At 66.8% G+C, this 19,670-nt stretch carries 10 protein-coding genes and 1 pseudogene; 8 read left to right on the top strand and 3 right to left on the bottom strand.

Translation table 11 applies throughout. The features are described 5' to 3' along the window. Positions 1–199 precede the first annotated feature (199 nt). Together LRS09_RS07930 and LRS09_RS07925 are read left to right on the top strand one after the other, a co-directional pair. Complete coding sequence (locus LRS09_RS07930; protein ID WP_257805226.1) at positions 200–1,972, top strand: adenylate/guanylate cyclase domain-containing protein; 1,773 nt, start codon at positions 200–202, stop codon at positions 1,970–1,972. A 277-nt stretch (positions 1,973–2,249) separates the two neighbouring features. Next, complete coding sequence (locus LRS09_RS07925) at positions 2,250–5,807, top strand: cytochrome P450 (protein ID WP_257805225.1); 3,558 nt, start codon at positions 2,250–2,252, stop codon at positions 5,805–5,807. A 778-nt stretch (positions 5,808–6,585) separates the two neighbouring features. On the opposite strand, the gene LRS09_RS07920 is transcribed toward LRS09_RS07925, so the two are convergent. Then, positions 6,586–7,263, bottom strand: coding sequence for a Crp/Fnr family transcriptional regulator (locus LRS09_RS07920; RefSeq protein ID WP_257805224.1), 678 nt, complete (start codon positions 7,261–7,263; stop codon positions 6,586–6,588). Between the two features lie 499 nt (positions 7,264–7,762). Here LRS09_RS07920 and LRS09_RS07915 point away from each other — a divergent pair, with 499 nt between their 5' ends. The 6 genes from LRS09_RS07915 to LRS09_RS07890 all read left to right on the top strand — a co-directional run bounded on the left by LRS09_RS07915 (position 7,763) and on the right by LRS09_RS07890 (position 16,761). Further along, positions 7,763–9,163, top strand: a complete 1,401-nt coding sequence (locus tag LRS09_RS07915; RefSeq protein WP_257805223.1) for an aminomethyl transferase family protein — start codon at positions 7,763–7,765, stop codon at positions 9,161–9,163. A 68-nt stretch (positions 9,164–9,231) separates the two neighbouring features. Beyond that, a complete protein-coding gene (locus LRS09_RS07910) occupies positions 9,232–10,026 on the top strand; it encodes a GntR family transcriptional regulator (protein WP_257805222.1) in 795 nt (264 codons plus the stop codon). Between the two features lie 109 nt (positions 10,027–10,135). Next, positions 10,136–12,814: a bifunctional acetate--CoA ligase family protein/GNAT family N-acetyltransferase gene (locus LRS09_RS07905; protein WP_257805221.1), complete on the top strand. Its 2,679-nt coding sequence runs from the start codon at positions 10,136–10,138 to the stop codon at positions 12,812–12,814. A 102-nt stretch (positions 12,815–12,916) separates the two neighbouring features. Further along, positions 12,917–13,858, top strand: a complete 942-nt coding sequence (locus tag LRS09_RS07900; protein ID WP_257805220.1) for a sugar-binding transcriptional regulator — start codon at positions 12,917–12,919, stop codon at positions 13,856–13,858. 34 nt (positions 13,859–13,892) lie between these two features. Continuing rightward, positions 13,893–15,947: a bifunctional aldolase/short-chain dehydrogenase gene (locus tag LRS09_RS07895; RefSeq protein WP_257805219.1), complete on the top strand. Its 2,055-nt coding sequence runs from the start codon at positions 13,893–13,895 to the stop codon at positions 15,945–15,947. A 124-nt stretch (positions 15,948–16,071) separates the two neighbouring features. Next, positions 16,072–16,761 (top strand): LysE family translocator, encoded by a 690-nt coding sequence (locus LRS09_RS07890; protein WP_257805218.1) that lies wholly within the window; start codon positions 16,072–16,074, stop codon positions 16,759–16,761. Between the two features lie 3 nt (positions 16,762–16,764). On the opposite strand, the gene LRS09_RS07885 is transcribed toward LRS09_RS07890, so the two are convergent. Both LRS09_RS07885 and LRS09_RS07880 read right to left on the bottom strand, forming a co-directional pair. Continuing rightward, a complete protein-coding gene (locus LRS09_RS07885) occupies positions 16,765–18,465 on the bottom strand; it encodes an alpha/beta fold hydrolase (protein WP_257805217.1) in 1,701 nt (566 codons plus the stop codon). A 143-nt stretch (positions 18,466–18,608) separates the two neighbouring features. Further along, positions 18,609–19,663: pseudogene (locus tag LRS09_RS07880) on the bottom strand (substrate-binding domain-containing protein). Positions 19,664–19,670 lie beyond the last annotated feature (7 nt).

The raw sequence follows: 19,670 nt of genomic DNA, 5'->3' as shown, positions 1-19,670 counted from the left end.
CTTTTTGGACGCGGTCAGGCGCCATTTCCACCGCGATGCAACGTCTCGGCTGTGGAGGTTTACGTTACGTCCTGTTAGCCTGAAACCCGGCGAGGGGGCCGAAGCATCGTCACGTGTGCCGCGGCGAGGGGTTAAGCAACATGCTGCCGGGCCGGCCATCAGGCCGGCGAGCGCGGGCGAGAAGGACAAGTCTGCTAGCATGGCTGCTCGGCGATATATCCGACAGCTCGCAACGATCATGTCGATCGATGCGGCGGGATTCTCGCGGCTGATGGGCATGGATGACGAGGCGGCGCTGTCCGCCTTCGAGGAAAGGCGCGACATCATCGTCGAGCGCTGCGGCGTGCATGGCGGCCGCACCTTCGGCGACGCCGGCGACTCGATCATGGCCGAGTTCGGCAATCCGGTGGAAGCGCTGCTGGCGGCATTCGACTTCCAGGAGCGGATATCGGCGCTGAACGAGGCCGCCCCGCCGAGCCGGCGCATGCCGTTCCGCGCCGGCATCAACACAGGCGACGTGATCGCGCATGAAGGCCGGCTCTACGGCGACGACGTCAACATCGCCGCGCGCATCCAGGAATTCGCGCCGCATGGCGGGCTGACGATCTCCGAGACGACGTGGCATCACGTCAAGGACAAGGCGGCCGCGGAGTTCACCGATCTCGGCGTGCTGTCGCTCAAGAACATCACGCTGCCGGTGCGCGTCTTCGCGGCCGGCCGGGTGAATGCGTCGGGCGACGACGTTGCGCCCGCCCAGCTGCCGCTCGGGCTGCTTAAGCATCTGTCGACACCGCAGGGGCCGCCCGCGATCGCCATGCTGCCCTTCCGCCACGACGGAGAGCGCGAACTTGCCTATCTCGCCGACGGCATCGCCGACGAGATCGGCCGCGGCCTGTCCAATGTGCGCTGGATCTCGGTCATCTCGACCGGCTCCTCGGCGCAGTTCCGCGACGACGCGCTCGACATCCGCCTCGTCGGCAATGCGCTCGGCGCGCGCTATGTCGTGCGCGGCACGCTCGCCCGCAACGCGGCCGAGATCCGCATCTCCGTCGCCCTGGTCGATGCCTCGAATGGGCGCCTCGTCTGGTCGCGCCGCTTCAACCGGGCGCTCGACGACGTCTTCGCGCTGCAGAACGAGATCGGCAGCGAGATCGTGGCCATCCTGGAGAAAGAGGTCGACCGCGTCGAGCAGGCGCGCACCTTCCAGGTGCCGTGGGAAACGCTGGAGACCTGGCAGCTCGTGCTGCGCGGACGCTGGCACATGGCGCGGCGCACCGGCCAGGACACCGAGCTCGCCCTGGAGCTTTTCACCAAGGCCTACAGCCAGGACCCGAATTCCAGCGCGGTGCTGAACGAGCTCGCCTGGTGGTGGTTCTGGCGGGCCTGGCTGCGCTTCGGCGACAGCGAGGATCTCGAGCGCGTCGCGCAGTTCGCCCACAAGGCGCTGCTGATGGACAGCCAGGATGCACGCCCGCATGCCAATCTCGGTGCGATGGAGATCATGCGCGGCCGGCCGGCCCGGGCCGTCGAGCACCTCGAGGTCGCGCTGCACATCAATCCGAGCTTTGCCTTCGCGCGCTCGGCCATGGGCAGCGCGCGGCTGCTGCTCAACGAGCCGGCGGCGGCCATCCCGCTGTTCCGCGACGCGGAGCGGCTCAGCCCGTTCGACATCTACAGCTTCCACAACCTCGGCGAGCTCGCCGCCGCCTACAGCCTCATGGAGCAGTGGCCGGCCGTGATCGAAACGGCGGAACGGTCGCTGGCGCTCTCGCCGGGCTATTTCTATGCGCGCTTCCTGAAGATCGGCGCGCTGACGCGCAGCGGCCGCATGGAGGAGGCCGCGCGCGAGCGCGCGATCTTCGACACGCGCCATCCGGACTTCACCGTGCAGCGCGTCCGGTGGATTCCATTCGTCGACCGGGCGGCAAACGACTTCCTGATCGCCGGTTTCGAGATGGCGAGGCCCGGTTGACCGACCATCCGGCTGCTTGCGTCGGCGATCTATGAAATCGATCACAGACGAAACGGCCGGCACATCTAGACACTGGCCCTCACTTGCATCGATAGTGGCGTGCACGCTGGGCGTGCCGGACGATCCGAGGACAATGTCGAGTGGAACCTCGTAAGTCTAAGCGCTGCCGGCTTTCATTCCGAACCTTGTCAGCGGCGGCCGGAGCCTTCCGGCCTCTCGTGCGGCACGGCCGGGCGCATGCGGGACTTCGATCCTTGAGGCGGGGGCGCTTCGAACCATGATCAAGACGAAATATTTCGACGGGGTGCTCAAGGCGCAGGCCGAACAGGGACCCGTCTCCGACATGCCGCCGTTCGATCTCGGCCGGCTCCGATCGAAGGGCGGCATCGGCGAGTGGTTCAAGGGCCTGATCTTCGACGACCCCCGTTGGTGGCTGAAGATCGTTCGGCGCTGGTGGCCGACGGTGCGCGTCGGCAAGTTCGTTCTCGTGACCCGCGACGCCGACGTGCGCGAGATCCTGGAGCGCGAGAGCGAGTTCATCACGCCCTACGGCCTCGAGATGACCGAGATGGCCGGCGGCTCCAACTTCATCCTCGGCATGCAGGACGGGCCCGACTACCGCAAGCTGAAGAAGCCGCTGCTCAGCGCCTTTCCGCCGGCCGAGGTGGATGCGCGCGTGCGCCCCATAGCCGCCCGGCATGCGCGCGAGATCGTGGACCGCGCCACGCCCGGCTTCGATGCGATCGCCGGGCTGATGAAGATCGTGCCGGTGAAGATCTGCCGCGAATATTTCGGCATGATCGTCGACGATGAGGACGAGTTCGCCGACTGGTCGATCGCACTCTCGTCGATCTTCTTCTCCGACCCGACGGCGAGCAAGGTGACGCGCGAGCTGGCCGTTGTCGCCGCCGACCGGATGATCAGGGCCGTCGACCGCTCCATCGCCGCCGTCCGTGAAGGCACCGCGCTGCCCGACACGCCGCTCTCGCGCATGGTGGCGATGATCGACCAGGGCGTCCTCAAGCTGGAGGAGGTCCACTCGGTCATGCTGGGCATGATCTCCGGCTTCGCACCCACCAACCTGCTCGCCGGCGGCAACTGCCTCGATGTCATCCTGTCGAAGCCGGAGGCGCAGACAGCGGTCCGTGTCGCGGTCGGCGCTGGCGACATCAAGGCGCTGGACAAGGCGGTGCTGGAGGCGATGCGCTTCAAGCCGATCTGGATCGGCCCCTGGCGCTATGCGTCGGCTGACCTGCGCATCGCCGAAGGCACGCCGCGCGAGAAGGTCATCCCGCACAAATCGACGGTGATGCCGGCGACGCTGTCGGCCATGTTCGACCCCGACGTGGTCGAGCGGCCGGACGAGTTCGATCCGGAGCGTCCGAAGAAGACCTACATGGTCTACGGCCACGGCATCCATGTCTGCATCGGCATCGAGGTGGCGCGCGTCCAGATCGGCGAATGCCTGCGGGCGATCTTCGCGAAAAAGGGCGTGCGCCGCATGCCGGGCCGCGCGGGCAAGATGACGCGCCTCGGCGCGTTCCCCGAACATCTGCGCATCGATTTCGAGCGCGAGGACCTCGACAGGATCACGCCGCAGTCGCTGGTCACGGTGGCGCTGCCGACCCGGCCCGGCGTCGACCTTCGCGAGGTCCGCGACAGCGTCGACAAGCTCGGCAATCCGGCGGGCGACGAGATGCGCGCGGCGCTGGATGCCGCCGGGATCATCCATTTCGCCAGCATCGCGGTCGCCGACACCGGCAAGGTGGATCCGGCCACCGGCAGGCCGCTCGGCATGGTGGTGCTGGAGTTTTCGGGCGACGGCGACAGCCGGCAGGTCATCGCCGCGCTCGCGCATCATGCCGGCCCGATCGTGCGGCCGATCCTGGAGCGGGCCTGCGACATTCCCGCCGGCGGCGACCTCGAAGAGCTCTTCGCCAAGAACAGCATCGACATCTCTCCCTCCTTCGGCAGCACGGCCGGGCTGGTCTTCGCCGGCACCCCCGGCCATTCCGTCCAGCGCATCAGGGCCGAGGCGAAGCTCGCGGCGTTCGCGGAACGCATCGCCGAGACGCCGCATCCGGGTGATGCACGCGGCGCCGCCGGCGTGCTCGCCGAGGTGCGCGAGAAGCTCAAGGCCGACGGCGGCTTCGACTGGGCCTTCCGCTCCGCCGAGAGCCTTCTTGAGCGTCCGCCGGGCAACGTCCGCCGGGCAATCCAGGCGACGCTGGGCTCCGTCGGCTTCACGGCCGTGCTGGTCGCCCTGATCGCGGCCTGCGCGTGGATCATCTACTGGTACGTCTTCGGGCCGGCGCCTGGCATCATGCGCAACCTGCTCGTCGGCGGCACGTCGCTGGTTCTGGCCTTGATCGGCCTCGCCTTCATCGCCGCGATCCTTTTCTTTCTCGCACGCTTCGCGCTCGACCGGCTTGAGAGGACCGACAAACGCAGCGTCGAGTCGGTCCCGCTCGCGGAGCTGGAGCAGATCCAGAAGCGGGAAGACCACGGGGTGCAGAACCATCTCACCGCGATTTCCGTGATGAAGCCGGGCACGCTGCGGCGGCTTGCGCTGCGGCTCAGTTTCTACCTCATCTCTATCTCGGCCCAGAAGGTGTTCCGGCCGGGCTATCTGGCGAACATCAACACGATCCATTTCGCCCGCTGGAGTACTGCTGCCGGGGACAGACCGGCTGGTGTTCTTCTCCAACTACGGGGGGAGCTGGGAAAGCTATCTGGAGGACTTCATCACCAAGGCTGCGGCGGGTCTGACGGGCATTTGGAGCAACACGGTCGGCTTCCCCCGTGCAAAAGACCTCTTCGGGGATGGCGCCAGGGACGGCGACCGCTTCAAGCGCTGGGCCAGGCGGCAGCAGGTGCCGACGCTGTTCTGGTATTCGGCCTATCCCGAGGTCAACACGCAGCGCATCCGCACCAATTCGCGTATCCGGCGCGGCATCTGCCGTGCCACCGACGGCGAGGCGCGCGACTGGCTCAGCCTGTTCGGATCGCGGCCGCGGCCGCGCGTCTCGCAGGAGGCAGTGCAGACGGCCGCGAAGCCCGCGGCGCCGCAACCGCCCGAGCCGCTGGAGTCCGGCGAGATCCAGTCGATCTTCTTCAACGCCTTCGGCGCGCTGGACTACGGCCATCTGACCGCGTTCGAAGTGCCGGGCGGCCTGCGCCGCGACGCGCGGCGGGCGTGGCTGGAGTTCCTGACCGCGCAGACCAGCTTCGGCGATCCCATTCCGCGCGACAGCGCGATGACCATCGCCTTCGGCCCGCGCGGCCTGAGCCGGCTGGGCCTCGACGGCGGCGCCGACGAGGAGGCGCTCAAGCGTTTCCCCAACGCGTTCATGCAGGGCATGGGCCATCCCGAGCGCAGCCGCATCCTCGACGACATCGGCGAGAGCCAGCCCGGGAAATGGCGCTGGGGCTCGCCCGAAAAACCGGTCGACATGATCGTCCTCTGCTACGCCAGGGACCCGTCGCTGCTGGCGAAGAAAGTCGCCGAGGTGAAGAAGCGCGCGAAGGCTGCCGGCCTGTGGCCGGGGTTCGAACTGCCGCTCGAGACCAGGCGCCAGGCGCCGCTCGAGACCAAGCTCTACGATCGCGCCGCGGCGGCCAGCCACGAACGGGCGGAGACCGTGCGCCGCAACGGCCGGGCGATCGAGCATTTCGGCTTCGCCGACGGCATCTCGCAGCCGGCGGTGCGTGGCACGGCGCGCGCCAATGGCGGCGCGCCGGAGGCCAATGTGGTCGCCGCGGGCGAATTCCTGTTCGGCTATCGCGACGAGCACGGCTTCTATCCGGTGTCGCCGGCCGTCAAGGCGCACCATGATCCGTCCGGCATCCTGTCCTCGCTGCGCTTCCGGCGTGGCGCGGACGGCACGACCGACGCGTTGCACGATTTCGGCCGCAACGGCTCCTTCATCGTCGTGCGCCAGTTCGAGCAGCACGTCGACGCCTTCGACGACTACTGCGTCTTCGCCGCGAAGACCAAGGCCAGGGAGCACGACGACCCGTCGATCACGCCGGAGTGGATCGCGGCCAAGATGATGGGCCGCTGGAAGGATGGCTCGTCTCTGGTGCGCAATCCGGAGGGGCGGCCGGACCGGCCGGTCGACAACGCCTTCTCCTACGGTGCCGAGGACCCGCAGGGGCTGCGCTGCCCGTTCGGGGCGCATATCCGCCGCTCCAACCCGCGTGACTCGCTGGGCGACGACCACGCCACGCAGATCAGCATCGGCAAGCGGCACCGCATCCTGCGCGTCGGCCGCACCTACGAGGTGCCCGCGGCCAAGAAGGGGGAGACCGAGAAGGGCCTGCTGTTCATGTGCCTCAACGCCGACATCGAGCGGCATGCAGAGTTCATGCAGCAGACCTGGGTGTCGGCCCGCTCGTTCCACGGTCTGGCGGGCGAGAAGGACCCGACGATCGGCGCGAACGAGGGCAAGGGCCGCTTCTCGATCCCGAAATGGGAAGGCAATGTCGTGCTGAGGGAGATGCCGAGCTTCGTGACGACGCGCGGCGGCGGCTATTTCTTCATGCCGAGCCGGGCGGCGCTGCGCTTCATGATCTCGCGGCTGTAGGGCAAGTCGCGGCCTTGCGGCGGGGGCTCAATCGTCCTCGCTGGCGATGCCGCGCAGCTTCGCCGCGCTGACGACCCGCACGCCGCCGCGGCGCAGTTCGATCACGCCACGCGAGCGCCAGTCGTTCAGCGTCTTGTTGACGGATTCGCGGGTGGCGCCGAGGAATTCGGCAAGCTCCGCCTGCGAGAGCTCGATCCAGCCGTCCTTATCCGCGCTGATGCCGGACAGGAGCCCGAGCCGCTTGGCCAGCCGGGCCTCGATGGCAAAAAAGGCCAGGTCGCCCATCTCCCCGCTTATCCAGCGCAGCCGCGCGCACAGAAGCTCGATCATCGCGCGGGCGAGTTCCGGGTGGGCCTGCATCCGCTCGAAAAGCTGCGCGCGGCTGAGCGAGACGAGTTCGCAGGCGGTCAGGCAGATCGCGGTCGCCGTCCTCGTGCCGCCGTCGAGCGCGCCGATCTCGCCGACGAGGCTATGGTGCAGCTCGATATTGGCAACCAGCTTCTGCCCGCCGGGCGAGAAAAGGGAGATCTCGACGGTGCCGGAAAGGACGCCGTAGATCCGGTCGGCGTCGTCCTCCTGCACGAACAGGTGCTGGCCGGCCGGATAGCGCTCGATGCGGCATCCCTTGAACAGCAGGTCGAACAGGCCGCTTCCGATGCGCACCGGAAGGGCTCCGCCGCCCGCATCATGTGTGCTGCCCGTCATCGGAATGCTCCGTTCGCGGCGTCCGGTGTCTTTGTACGACAGCTCGATCAGGGTGGAAAGCATGGCGTTGCTCACTCGAATGAAGGACAGGATCGCTCGAAACGCGCTCCCAGCAGCCGCGGCGCGGGGCGGGGCGGCAGGAAGGGCGTCGCGGAGCGCGGCGGGTCGTCTGCACGGACGGCGGGAGGAACCGCCCGCGCAGACGACGACAATGAAAAGTCCTTCGGCATTTGGGAACATGCGGGTCGCTGGGCCCGCTCCTTTTCATTGGGCTCAAGGCTCGATTCGGCCTTGCCGTACGCGGAAGGTCTTCGAATTCGCGGCGCGCGTCTGTGAGGTGATTCACATGGAGGGGCGACGCGGGTGGATCCGGGAGCGGCTGGATCCAACCGCCGCGCCGTAGGCGAAGGTCGCGGAATGGCGATTGAACGGTTCGATATCTTCTGATTGTATACATCTCTCATCTGCATACATCGCCAATGATCAGGGAGGATCGAAAATGGCATTATCTAGCTTGGAAGACGTCACGAAATCGGGAAGAAATATCGTCGACACGCTGAGAAATTCGCGCATTGGAAGTTATGTGTATCCAGTTGTCGCGGCCGAGTTCGCCAACTGGCGTGACGAACAGCGCGCCTGGCGCGATTCCGCGGTACTGTTCGACCAGTCGCACCACATGGCGGAGCTGACCGTCGACGGGCCGGACGCGGGCCGTTTCCTCGAAAGCCTGTCGATCAACAGTTTCAAGAACTTCCCGGTCGACCGCGCCAAGCATTACGTGCCGGTGAGCCCCGAAGGCTACGTCATCGGCGATGTGATCTGCTTCCACCTCGAAGAGGACCAGTATGTCCTGGTCGGCCGCGCCCCGACCGTGAACTGGGTTGAATACAACGCCAGGAAGGGCGGTCATTCGGTCAAGACGATCCGCGACGACCGCTCGCCGTCCCGACCAGACGGAAATAAGGTCGAGCGACGCCATTACCGTTTCCAAATCCAGGGGCCGAACGCGCCGCAGATCCTCGAGAAGCTCAATGGCGGGCCGGTGCCGGACATCAAGTTCTTCCACATGGATCGGATCAACATCGCCGGCCGCAAGGTCAGGGCGCTGCGCCACGGCATGGCCGGCGCGCCGGGGCTGGAGGTCTTCGGGCCGTATGCCGAAAAGGACGAGATCCGCGCCGCGATCCTTGAGGCGGGCAAGGAATTCGATCTCTATCAGGTCGGCAGCCGGGCCTATTCGACCAACACGCTCGAATCCGGCTGGATCCCGTCGCCGCTGCCGGCCGTCTACACCGGCGAGGAGATGAAAGCCTATCGCGAGTGGCTGCCGGCCGACGGTTACGAGGCAACCGGCTCGATCGGCGGATCGTTCGTGTCGGACGATATCCGCGACTATTATTCGACCCCTTGGGAGCTCGGCTACGGCTTCTACATCAAGAACGATCACGACTTCGTCGGGCGCGCGGCCCTGGAGAAGATGCAGGGTCGCAGGCACCGCAAGAAGGTGACGTTCGAATGGAACGGCGACGACGTGACCAAGGTCATCGCGTCGGGCTTCCAACGCGATGAGCTCCCCTACAAGTGGATCGACTTCCCGGTGGCAAACTATGCCTCCTCGTCGTTCGACAGGATCATGCGTGGCGACCGGATGGTCGGGCTGTCGATGTTCTCGGGCTACAGCTTCAACGAACGCTGCATGCTGTCGCTCGGCGTCGTCGACGACGACGTCGAGATCGGCGACGTCCTGACGCTCGTCTGGGGCGAGCCGGACGGCGGGACGGACAAGACCGCGACGGAAAAGCACCGCCAGGCCGAGATCCGGGTGCGCGTGTCGGCGGCGCCCTACGCACGCGAAGCGCGCGAAAACTACGTCGAAAGCTGGCGCACTCGCGCGGCCTGAGGCACAGATAGTACAGGGAAGCTCCCGATCGGCCCGGAGGGGCCGGTCGGATCGCCTGGGAGGACGCGATGGGTGACAAGGAAGCTTCGCAATCGCTCAAGGCGCTGCTCGGAATTCGCGATCTCATCATGAGCGGGCGGATTGCGGCCGGAGAGCGATTGTCCGAAATTCCCCTCGCCGAGCAACTCGGGATTTCACGCACGCCGGTGCGCGCCGCGCTGGCGCGGCTGGAGCAGGAAGGCCTTCTCGAAAAGAGCCACTCAGGCAGCTATTTTGCGCGCGCCTTCACCATCGAGGAGGTTATGGACGCGCTCGAGCTTCGCGGCGTGCTCGAAGGCACCGCAGCGCGGCTCGCCGCCGAGCGGGGAGCCGACCCGCGCAAGCTTTCCGACATCCTGTATGTGGTCGACGCGATCGGGCGCGCCATCGAGCCGGGTCCGGCGGAGATGGATTTCGAAGCCTATGTGCAGGGCAATGACGAGTTCCACCGGCTCCTGGCGGGACTTGCCGGCAGCGAGACGATCCGGCGCGAGATCGAGCGTGCCGTGCGGCTGCCCTTCGCATCGCCCAGCGCTTTCCTCGAGAAGCAGGAGGATGTTCCGGTGTTCCGCCGCTCGCTCGTCGGCGCACAGGAACAGCATCGCGCCATCGTCGAGGCGATCGAGAAGCGTGAAGGCGCGCGCGCCGAGGCGATCGCCCGCGAGCATGCCCGGCTGGCGAGGCGCAATCTGGAATATGTGCTGCACCGCGACCCCAGCCTGATGCAGCGCATCCCGGCACTCACGCTCGTTCGCCCCGAAGAGGAAGCCGAGAGGGACGCTCGTCCCACCGACTGGATGTCGTCGGCCTTCCGGCGGTTGTAGCATCCGGGCCGCGGGTCCGATCGGTGCGCCGGCAGATGCGTCTTTGATCCGTGACAATGACGATGCCGTCTCCTCCGCGATAGGTCGTCGGCGGAAAAGAGGGTGACGCATGACCACCAGGAACCTGGAATTCGCCGCGCGTCCGCGCTCCGTGGCGGTCGTCGGCGCTTCCGAGCGCGTGGGATCGGTCGGGCGGGTCGTGCTGGACAACATCGTCTCCGGCGGTTTCGAGGGGCCGATCTGGCCGATCAATCCGAAATACCGCGAGATCCGCGGTCTTCCTGCCTTCCGCAACGCCGCTGCCCTGCCGGCAGCCCCCGATCTCGCCGTCATCGTCACGCCGGCCGAGACGGTGCCCGGCGTCATCTCCGAGCTCGGCGAGAGGGGATGCCGCGCCGCCGTCGTCATCACGGCGGGGCTGACGCGCGAGAACGGGCTGCGCCAGGCCATGCTCGATGCCGCGCGGCCTCATCTCTTCCGCATCATCGGTCCCAACACGGTCGGCCTGATGATCCCGCCCTTCAAGCTGAATGCCGGCTTCGCCCATATGGCGGCGCGGCCCGGCAACATCGCGCTCCTGTCGCAGTCGGGCGCGATCGCCACCTCGCTGATCGACTGGGCGGCGGAGAACAATGTCGGCTTCTCCCACATCGTCTCGCTTGGCGACATGGCTGACGTCGATGTCGGCGACTGGCTGGATCTGCTCGCCGGCGATCCGGCCACCAAGGCCATCGTGATGTATCTCGAATCGGTCACCAACCCGCGCAAGTTCATGTCGGCCGCGCGTGCCGCCGCCCGCATCAAGCCGGTGATCGCCATCAAGTCGGGCCGCCATGCCGCCGCGGCCAAGGCGGCCGCCACCCATACCGGCGCGCTGTCGGGCGCCGACCGCGTGGTGGACGCGGCACTGCGGCGCGCCGGCATCCTTCGGGTCGACGGCCTCGCCGAGCTGATCGACGCGGCCGAGATCACCTCCCGGTTCCCGCCGCTGGACCGTGCCCGCATCGGCATCGTCACCAATGGCGGCGGCGCCGGCGTGCTCGCCGTGGATGAACTGGTGAACTGCCGCATCGAGCTTGCCGAGCTTTCTCCCGAAACCATTAAGGCGCTCGATGCAGCGCTGCCGCCGACCTGGTCGAAGGGCAACCCGGTCGACATTATCGGCGATGCCCCGCCGGAACGCTACCGCACCGCCGTCTCGGCCGTAGCGGCGGATCCCGGTGTCGACGCGGTGATGGTGTTCAACTGCCCGACCGGTCTCGCCTCGCCGATCGAGGCGGCCACCGCCGTCGCCGAGCTGGCCGACAAGGGCCATATCGGCGGCAAGCCGGTGCTGACCTGCTGGCTCGGCGAGCACACGGCGCGCATCGGCCGGCGCGCACTTCAGGACGCCGGCCTCGCGAGCTTCGAGACGCCGGCCGACACTGCGCGGGCGGCCGCCTATCTGGCGGACTGGTCGAAGGCGCAGACGGCGCTTGGCCGCGTGCCGTCGGCCGGCAGCGAGGACGTGGACGGCAACCGCAAGCTGGTGCGCGGCATCCTGCGCGAGGCCACGCGGGAGGGCCGGCGCATGCTGACCGAGCCGGAGGCGAAGAGCGTCATCCGCGCCTACGGCATCGACGCGCCGGAAGTGTTGGTCGTCCGGACCTCGGCCGAGGTGCAGGCCACCGCGGAGCGGCTGCTCGCCGGAGGCGGCCAGGTGGCGGTGAAGCTTTTGTCAAAGGAGATCACCCACAAGTCCGACGTCGGCGGCGTGGTGCTGTCGCTCGACACGGCGGAGGCGGCTGCGGAGGCCGCCCGCACCATCGAGAAGCGCGTGGCGAAGGTGAAGCCGGGCGCTTCCATCGACGGCTTCGCGGTGCAGCCGATGGTCGTGCGCAAGCAGGCGCACGAGCTGATCCTCGGCATGAGCCGCGATCCGATCTTCGGACCGGTGATCCTGTTCGGCGCCGGCGGCGTTGCCGTCGAGGTCATGGAGGACACGGCGGTCGGCCTGCCGCCGATGGACGACGTGCTGGCGGGCGACCTGATCGACCGCACCCGCATCGGCCGCCTGCTTGCCGGCTACCGCGACCGCAAGCCGGCCGATCGCGCGGCGATCGTGGCGGCGCTCAACGGCCTGTCGCAGCTCATCATCGATTTCCCCTGCATCGACGGCGTCGACATCAACCCGCTGCTCGCCAATGCCGACGGCGCCATCGCGCTCGACGCCCGCGTCGAGATCGATCCGGCGCGCGTCGAGGAGGAGGGGCCGGAGCGTTCGCTCGTGATCCGCCCCTATCCGGCCGGCTGGGAAACGACCGTCTCGAGCGACAGGGCCGATTTCCACGTCCGCCCGATCAAGCCGGCCGACGTCCGGCTCTATCCCGATTTCCTGGCGAAAGTGTCCGCCGACGACATCCGTTTCCGCTTCCTCGCGCAGCGCAAGGCGTTTCCGGACGAGATGCTGAAGCGGCTGACGCAGCTCGACTACGACCGCGAGATCGCCTTCGTGGCCTTGCAGGAGACCGGCGAACTCGCGGCCATCGGCCGCCTGTCCGCCGATCCGGATCATGTGAAGGCAGAATACGCGCTTCTCGTGCGGACCGACCTGCAGGGACACGGGCTCGGCTGGGCGCTGCTTCGGCACCTGATCGACTACGCCCGTGCCGACGGCATCCGGCGGATCGAAGGCATCATCCTCGCCGACAACACGCGCATGCTGTCGATGTGCCGCGAGGTCGGCTTCCATGTCGAGCATCATCCGCAGGAGCCCGGCCTGATGCTGGCGTCGCTCGACCTCGACTAGGCTATGCACTCACCTTTGCCGTAGGCTTGGTCACGCCATTTCTTTGACAATTGCCAATCCGTGTGAAATATGTCGCCATGCGTTGGAGCATGGTGAGGAGCAATGGCGAAGGCGCAAGCTGACAGGATCGTGCACAAGGCGGCCTGGCTCTACTATACGCATGGCCTGCGCCAGGACGAGGTGGCGCAGCGGCTGAACATCTCGCGCGCCTCCGTGGCGCTTTATCTCCGTCGCGCCCGCGAGACGGGCATCGTCAACATCTCCACCGCCACGCATCTCTTCCGCGGCGAGCAGCTCGCCCGCGAGGTCGAGGACAGGTTCGGCCTGGAAGCCGTTTGGATCGCCGGCGAGGATCTGGCCGCCCGGGAAGCCGAGGCCGAGATCCCTTCGCTTGCGGCGAGCGTCTTCCTCGAAATGGTAGGGCGCGGCCAGCGTGTCGGCATCGCCTGGGGCCGCACCGTTTATGCGATTGCCGACGTCATGTCCTTCGCCGATCTCGAAGGCGTCACCGTCGTCCAGCTCTGCGGCAATCTCGGCGCGCCCTATTCCTACCGGCCCGACCAGTGCACGATGGAGATCGCGCGGCGGCTTAATGCGCGCGGCCTCAATTTCTATGCCCCCCTGGTGCTCTCCACGCCCGAGCTCGCCGACGCGCTACGCAGCGAGCCGGTGATCCGCGAGCAGCTCGACAGCGTCGCCGGCTGCGACCTGTCGCTCTATTCGGTCGGCACGCTCGACGAGGACAGCCATGTCGTGAAGTGCGGCGCGTTGACGGCGAACGAGCTGGCGCGGCTGCGGACGCAGGGCGGGGAGGGGGTAATCGCCGGCCAGATCATCGACCGGTCCGGCCGCCTGCTCGACTGCGACTACAACCGCCGCGTCATCTCCGCCGATCTCGAAAGCCTCAAGAAGATTCCCCGCAGGCTGACGGTCGTGCAGGAGGAAAGCAAGCTCGCGCCGCTGCGCGCAGCGCTCGCCGGCGGCTTCTGCACCCACCTCGTCGCGACCGCGGCGATAGCGCGAGGCCTGCTTGCGGACGGCTGACCGGTCATCACTCATCGCAATACGGAAGACTGCAATGAAGAACCTCTGGAACGACCAGGAAGCCGAGCGTCTCGTCGGCGAATATGCCGCCAAGGGCGTCGGGCGCGATCTGGCGCTGCGTGTCTACACGACCCGGCTGCTCGGCGGCGAGCCGAAGCTGGTGCTCCACGGCGGCGGCAACACGTCGGTGAAGGCCACCGCGACCGATCTGGTGGGCGACACCTACGACGTGCTGCACGTCAAGGGCTCCGGCTGGGACATGGCGGTCATCGAGCCGGCCGGCCTGCCGGCAGTGAAGATGGCGCCCCTGCTCAAGGCGCGTGCGAAGGACGTGCTGTCCGACGAGGACATGGTCGCGCTGCAGCGCGCCAACCTGATCGACCCGTCCTCTCCTAATCCTTCTGTCGAAACGCTGCTGCATGCCTTCCTGCCGCACAAATTCGTCGACCACACCCATTCGACCGCCGTGCTCGCCATCGTCGACCAGGGCACCGACAGCGTCGAGACGATCGCCAAGGTCTTCGGCGCGAAAATGGGCTACGTACCCTACATCAAGCCGGGCTTCGACCTCGCCAAGGCGGCGGCCGAGGTGTTCGAGAAAGACACCTCCGTCGAAGGCCTGATCCTCGACAAGCACGGCATCTTCACCTTCGCCGAGACCGCGAAGGAGGCCTATGACCGGATGATCCACTGGGTCACGGTCGCCGAGGACTATGTTGCCAGGAACGGCAAGCCGCCCGCGAAGAGAGCCGCACTGCCGGCCTCGCTCGCTTCCGCGGCGGACATCGCCTCCTCGCTGCGCGGCGCGGTCGCCGTCGATCTCGGCGAAGGGCGCTTCGACCGCATGATCTCGGACTTCCGCACCTCGCCGGCGATCCTCGACTTCCTCGCCAATGCCGATCTGCAGCGGTTGGCTGATCGCGGCGTGTCGACCCCCGACCTCTCTATCCGCATCAAGACCGGCCCGATGGTGCTGCCGCCGCCCGCCGCCGGCGACGCGAATTATCCGAAGGCGATCCGCGAGAAGGTGGCGGCCTATGTCGCCGAATACACCGACTACTTCCGCACCAACGATGCCCGCGACGACGTCAAGCGCACCATGCTCGATCCGATGCCTCGCCTCAGCCTCGTTCCGGGCGTCGGCATCTTCGGCCACGGCCGCACGCTGAAGGATGCGAAGATCGCTTCGGATGTCGCCGAGGCGTGGATGGACGCGGTGCGCGGCGCGGAGGCGATCGGCGATTTCCGTCCGCTCGCCAAGTCCGACCTGTTCGAGCTCGAATACTGGTCGCTGGAACAGGCCAAGCTGGCCGGCAACAAGCCGAAACCGCTGACGGGGCAAGTGATGCTGGTCACCGGTGGGGCCGGCGCGATCGGCGCGGCGACCGCAAAGCTCTTCGCGGCCAATGGCGCACATGTGGTCGTGGTGGACCTCGACGAAGCAAAGGCCAAGGAGGTCGCCAAGGCTGCCGGCAATGCTTCCATCGGCGTCGGCGCGGATGTGACCAAGCCGGCCGAGGTCCGCGCCGCCTTCGACAAGGCGGTCGCCACCTATGGCGGCGTCGACATCATCGTCTCCAATGCGGGTGCCGCCTTCGAGGGCGCGATCGGCGACATCGACGACGCGCTGTTGCGCAAGAGCTTCGAGCTCAACTTCTTCGCCCACCAGTCCGTGGCGCAGAACGCGGTGCGCATCTTCAAGCAGCAGGGCACGGGTGGCTGCCTGCTCTTCAACACGTCCAAGCAGGCGATCAATCCCGGCCCGAAGTTCGGCGCCTATGGCCTGCCCAAGGCGGCGACGTTGTTCCTGTCGCGCCAGTATGCGCTGGACTACGGCTCGATTGGCGTGCGTTCCAACGCCGTCAACGCCGACCGCATCCGCTCGGGCCTGCTCACCGACGCGATGATCGCCAGCCGCTCCACCGCCCGCGGCCTGTCGGAGAAGGACTACATGTCCGGCAACCTGCTCGGCCAGGAAGTGACCGCCGACCACGTGGCGCAGGCCTTCCTGCACCACGCGCTGGCGGAGCGGACGACGGCGGACGTGACGACGGTCGATGGGGGGAATATCGCCGCGACGCTGCGTTAGATACTTCACAGTTCATGCGCTTACGGCGCGTCAATAGACGGTTGCGACGTGCATGAAGGATAATGCAGTCCGGGCAGCGAGCCGCCAAGCGGCGCCCGGATTGCCTTAGTGGCCGATACATCAATTGCATGATGCAGCGGCGCGGAGTGCCCGACATGTTCGTCCGTCGAATGATGCGGCGAGGACAAGACATGTCGACATTGGCTGGCTGGCTTCCGGCTGGACTTTCCGAATTCGGGCTGAGTTACGCGGCGATGCTGGCAGTACTGGGCCAAGTTTCGCGGTCGTTCTGAGCGCCAGCCTCACCGGTTCGCGCAGCGCAGGCATCCTCAGCTCTATCGGCGTGGCAAGCGGTGCCGCACTTCTCCTGTTTCTCGCATTGCAGGCAAGCGAACTGCTGCCGCAGTCCGACTTCGTCGCCGAAGTCGGACGTGTTGTCTGCACGCTCGTCCTTCTGACTGTCGGGTTCAGAGCGCTGCGAAAGGCTCTCCTGCCTCGCATAGACAAAATCACGGCATCGGAGCCCTGCGGTCGCCACTTCCTGATCGGGCTGGTGACAGCAGTTACCAATCCCCTGACCTTTGCGTTCTTCTCCAGCGTCGCGCTGACGGCACGCGGGGCCATGGATGGCGGCACGATGCCATCCTTCCTGCCGGCCAGCGTCTTCCTGATGGCGCTGTCCTGGTTCGGGCTCCTGGCCGTGCTCTTGTCCCGCCCGGCAGTGCTTTCGCTGGTAGGTCGGTCGTCGCGTCAGATCGAGGTCGTTACGGGGGCGATCCTGATCGTCATGGCTGTCTCGATGACGTTCGTTTGACGATCAATGGGGCAGGTAGCACTCGAGCTCTGCCAGAACCCGGCGCCAATGCTGGAAGAACAGAAGCTGGCCGGCGTCCTCGACGATCTCGATGTCGAGGTTAGGAAAAGACTGTTGCCACTCGCGCACTGTGTCTGGATGGGCCTGGGGATCGTCCGCGCCTTGAAGCAGGCGGATCGGGACCGTGCAGGTGCGAAGGCGATCCGACCAGTCGATCTCGCTGTCGATACATTCGCGCGCCACGGCCTCGTGTGCCGAATGATCCGGACTCAGGGATACCGTCGATCCGACCAGGATCGCCTCACGGATCTCTGGATCGTCGAAGGCCGCGAGATCGGCCGGGGACCCGGCATTGATGCGGCGGAAGAATGCGTCCTTGCCCATTCTTCGCGCCAGGGCAAAACCTGCCTTCAGGATGAAATGCATCAGCCTGGGGGCATAGCGGGCATTGGCCTGGGTGAAGCGATGCCACTTGTGCATCCGCTCATATTGCTTGATGTCGGTCACCGGCAGGTCAGCCGAGCATCCGAAAATTCCTCGGACAAGTCCTGGCGCGGCATTGGCGAGCGCCACGGCGAAGCGGATGTCTGAGCCGAGCGCGAGCACGGTGCATTGGCGGATGTTGACCTGTTTCAGGAGGCGCTCCAGGTCGGCGGCGGTGGCGTCTGTGTAATTGGCGACTTTCGGCTGCGGCGCGGAGCGGCCATACCCGGCGCGCACTGGAACGACGACGCGGATGTTGCGCTCGGCGGCAGCCGCCTCGGCACTCGCCGGCCAGCGGATGAAGCCATAGTCGAGGGGCAGGAAGAGGAGAGGGCGACCGCCGGGTGCGCCGAACTCGATCCAGTCATACCGCCGCCCATCCGGCATGTTCATCGTGTGGAACGGTATTTCCGCGAGCTGCGGCGGCTCCCCGCCCTTCGTCTCCGTCGTCGGCGGGCCGATCACATCCATCAGCCCCAGCGTGATCCGCACCAGTTCGGTCTGCGAATGCGTGTCGGTCTTCGCAAGGATCGCCGCGACCTGGGTGCGAACGGTAGCCAGCGACCTCCCGCGCAGGTCCGCAATGACCTTCAGCGACCGGCCTTCCGCCAGCGCGCGCACGATCTCGATCTCGGCGGCCGAGAGTGCGAATGCCTCGCGCATTGCATGAGTCAGATGCTCCGGCCAACCGAGCTCAGTCGCCCTGATCAACGCCAGCAGACCGTCGGGAGTCGCACGGGGCGAGACGTGAAAGACGATCGAACGCTCGTGTCCCGTCAGGTTGAAGCGCAGCAGGGACGGCTTGGCCTCGCCGTCGCGCAGGGTACGTCGCACCACGCTCCGAAGCCGCTCCGTATCGGCGGCGTCGAGCGGCAGGCAATCCAGCCTTTCGGCCGGCGAGGCAGACAGCGCAGTCGCGGCGATGCTGTTGGCATCGACGATCGTCATGTCGGGGCCGACGAGAAAGGCGCTCACCTGCGTGTCGAGCGGTCCCCGGCGGCTTGGATCGTCGCGGATGAACTGGTTCAGCAGCGTGTCGGCGCGCCGGATATGTTGCTCGACTTCGTCGACGACGACCGCCCAGCCCCGTCTTTCCGCAATCCGCCGTTGGCGCGACAGCCGCGGCTCCCAGCTGTCCAGCATTTCCTCGAACCGGATCGGATCGACGGCAACGTCGTAGATCCGGTCGATGATATCTGAAAGGTCGTCAGTCATGGGCATCGACATTCCAGCCTTCGGCGCCGGACGCGTGTGACCGGTCCGGCGGTATTATCCCACGCCCTCGTGCGCGACTGTGACGTCAGTCACGCAAAAGAAAAGGACCTGGCATCGCTGCCAGGTCCCTGATCAGCAGTGCAGACCGATCACTTCGCGTTCGGGTTCGGCATCCAGGCCGGCATGGCGACGTCGGCATGGGCGAACTGCGGCAGCTTGGCCGACAGCTCTTCCATGTTCTTGATGTCGTTGTCGTTCAGGTCCTTCTGGGTGATCAGGGTCGGCGGGACGATCACGCTCTTGCCCGGGTCCTCGCCCGCCAGAAGCTGCGCCAGCGCGCGCACCGAGACTTGGCCGACTACGGCCGGGTTGGTCGCCGCGGTCGCGGCCCAGGCGCTGCCGGCTTCGCGCATCGCCGAAATGTCGGCGGTCGAGATGTCGGCCGAGTAGATCTTCACCGAGGAGGACAGGCCGGCCTCGTCGACCGCGATCTTCACGCCCTTGGCGAACTCGTCATAGGGGGCGAACATGACGGTGATGTCCGGATTGGCCGAGACGACCGAGCGGGCCTGGTTGGCGACGGAGTTGGCGATCGGGTTGTCGAGCGTGCCGAACATGGCCACCTCGTTGATGCCCGGATACTTCTTCTTGAACTCGACCCAGGTCTCGTTGCGGCGGTCGAGAGGCGCGATGCCGGCGACGTAGACATAGCCCGCCTTCCAGCTTTCGCCATTGTCCTTGATCGCCTGCTCCAGCGCCAGGCGGGCGAGGTCGCGGTCCGACTGCTCGATCTGCGGGATCTTCTCGTTCTCGACGTTGACGTCGAAGGCGACGACCTTGATGCCGGCGTCGACCGCGCGCTGGGCGGCTTCCTTCATCGATTCCGTCAGTCCGTGCTGGATGATGATGCCCTGCACGCCGAGCGCGATCGCCTGGTCGACCATGTCCGCCTGGAGGGCGGCGTCCTGGCGGCTGTCGAACACTTGCAGCTGCACGCCAAGTGCCTTGGCCTGGGACTCGACGCCGGCGAGATAGGCCTGGAAGAAGTCGCCGGTCGAAAGTACCGCACCAGCGCGATCTTCACGTCGCCGGGCTTGTCGAAGGGTGCCGGCCTGTCCTGCGCAAACGCGGGCATGCCGAGAAGGGCCGAGCCGGCGGCGAGCGCCAGTCCGAACTTGGAGAATGTCCTGCGGGTGATCATTATGTTTCCT

This window comes from Mesorhizobium sp. J428, from assembly GCF_024699925.1.
Lineage (GTDB): Bacteria > Pseudomonadota > Alphaproteobacteria > Rhizobiales > Rhizobiaceae > Mesorhizobium_A.
The sequence above is the reverse complement of the archived record's forward strand: the minus strand, read 5'-3'. Positions and strand labels throughout refer to the sequence as shown.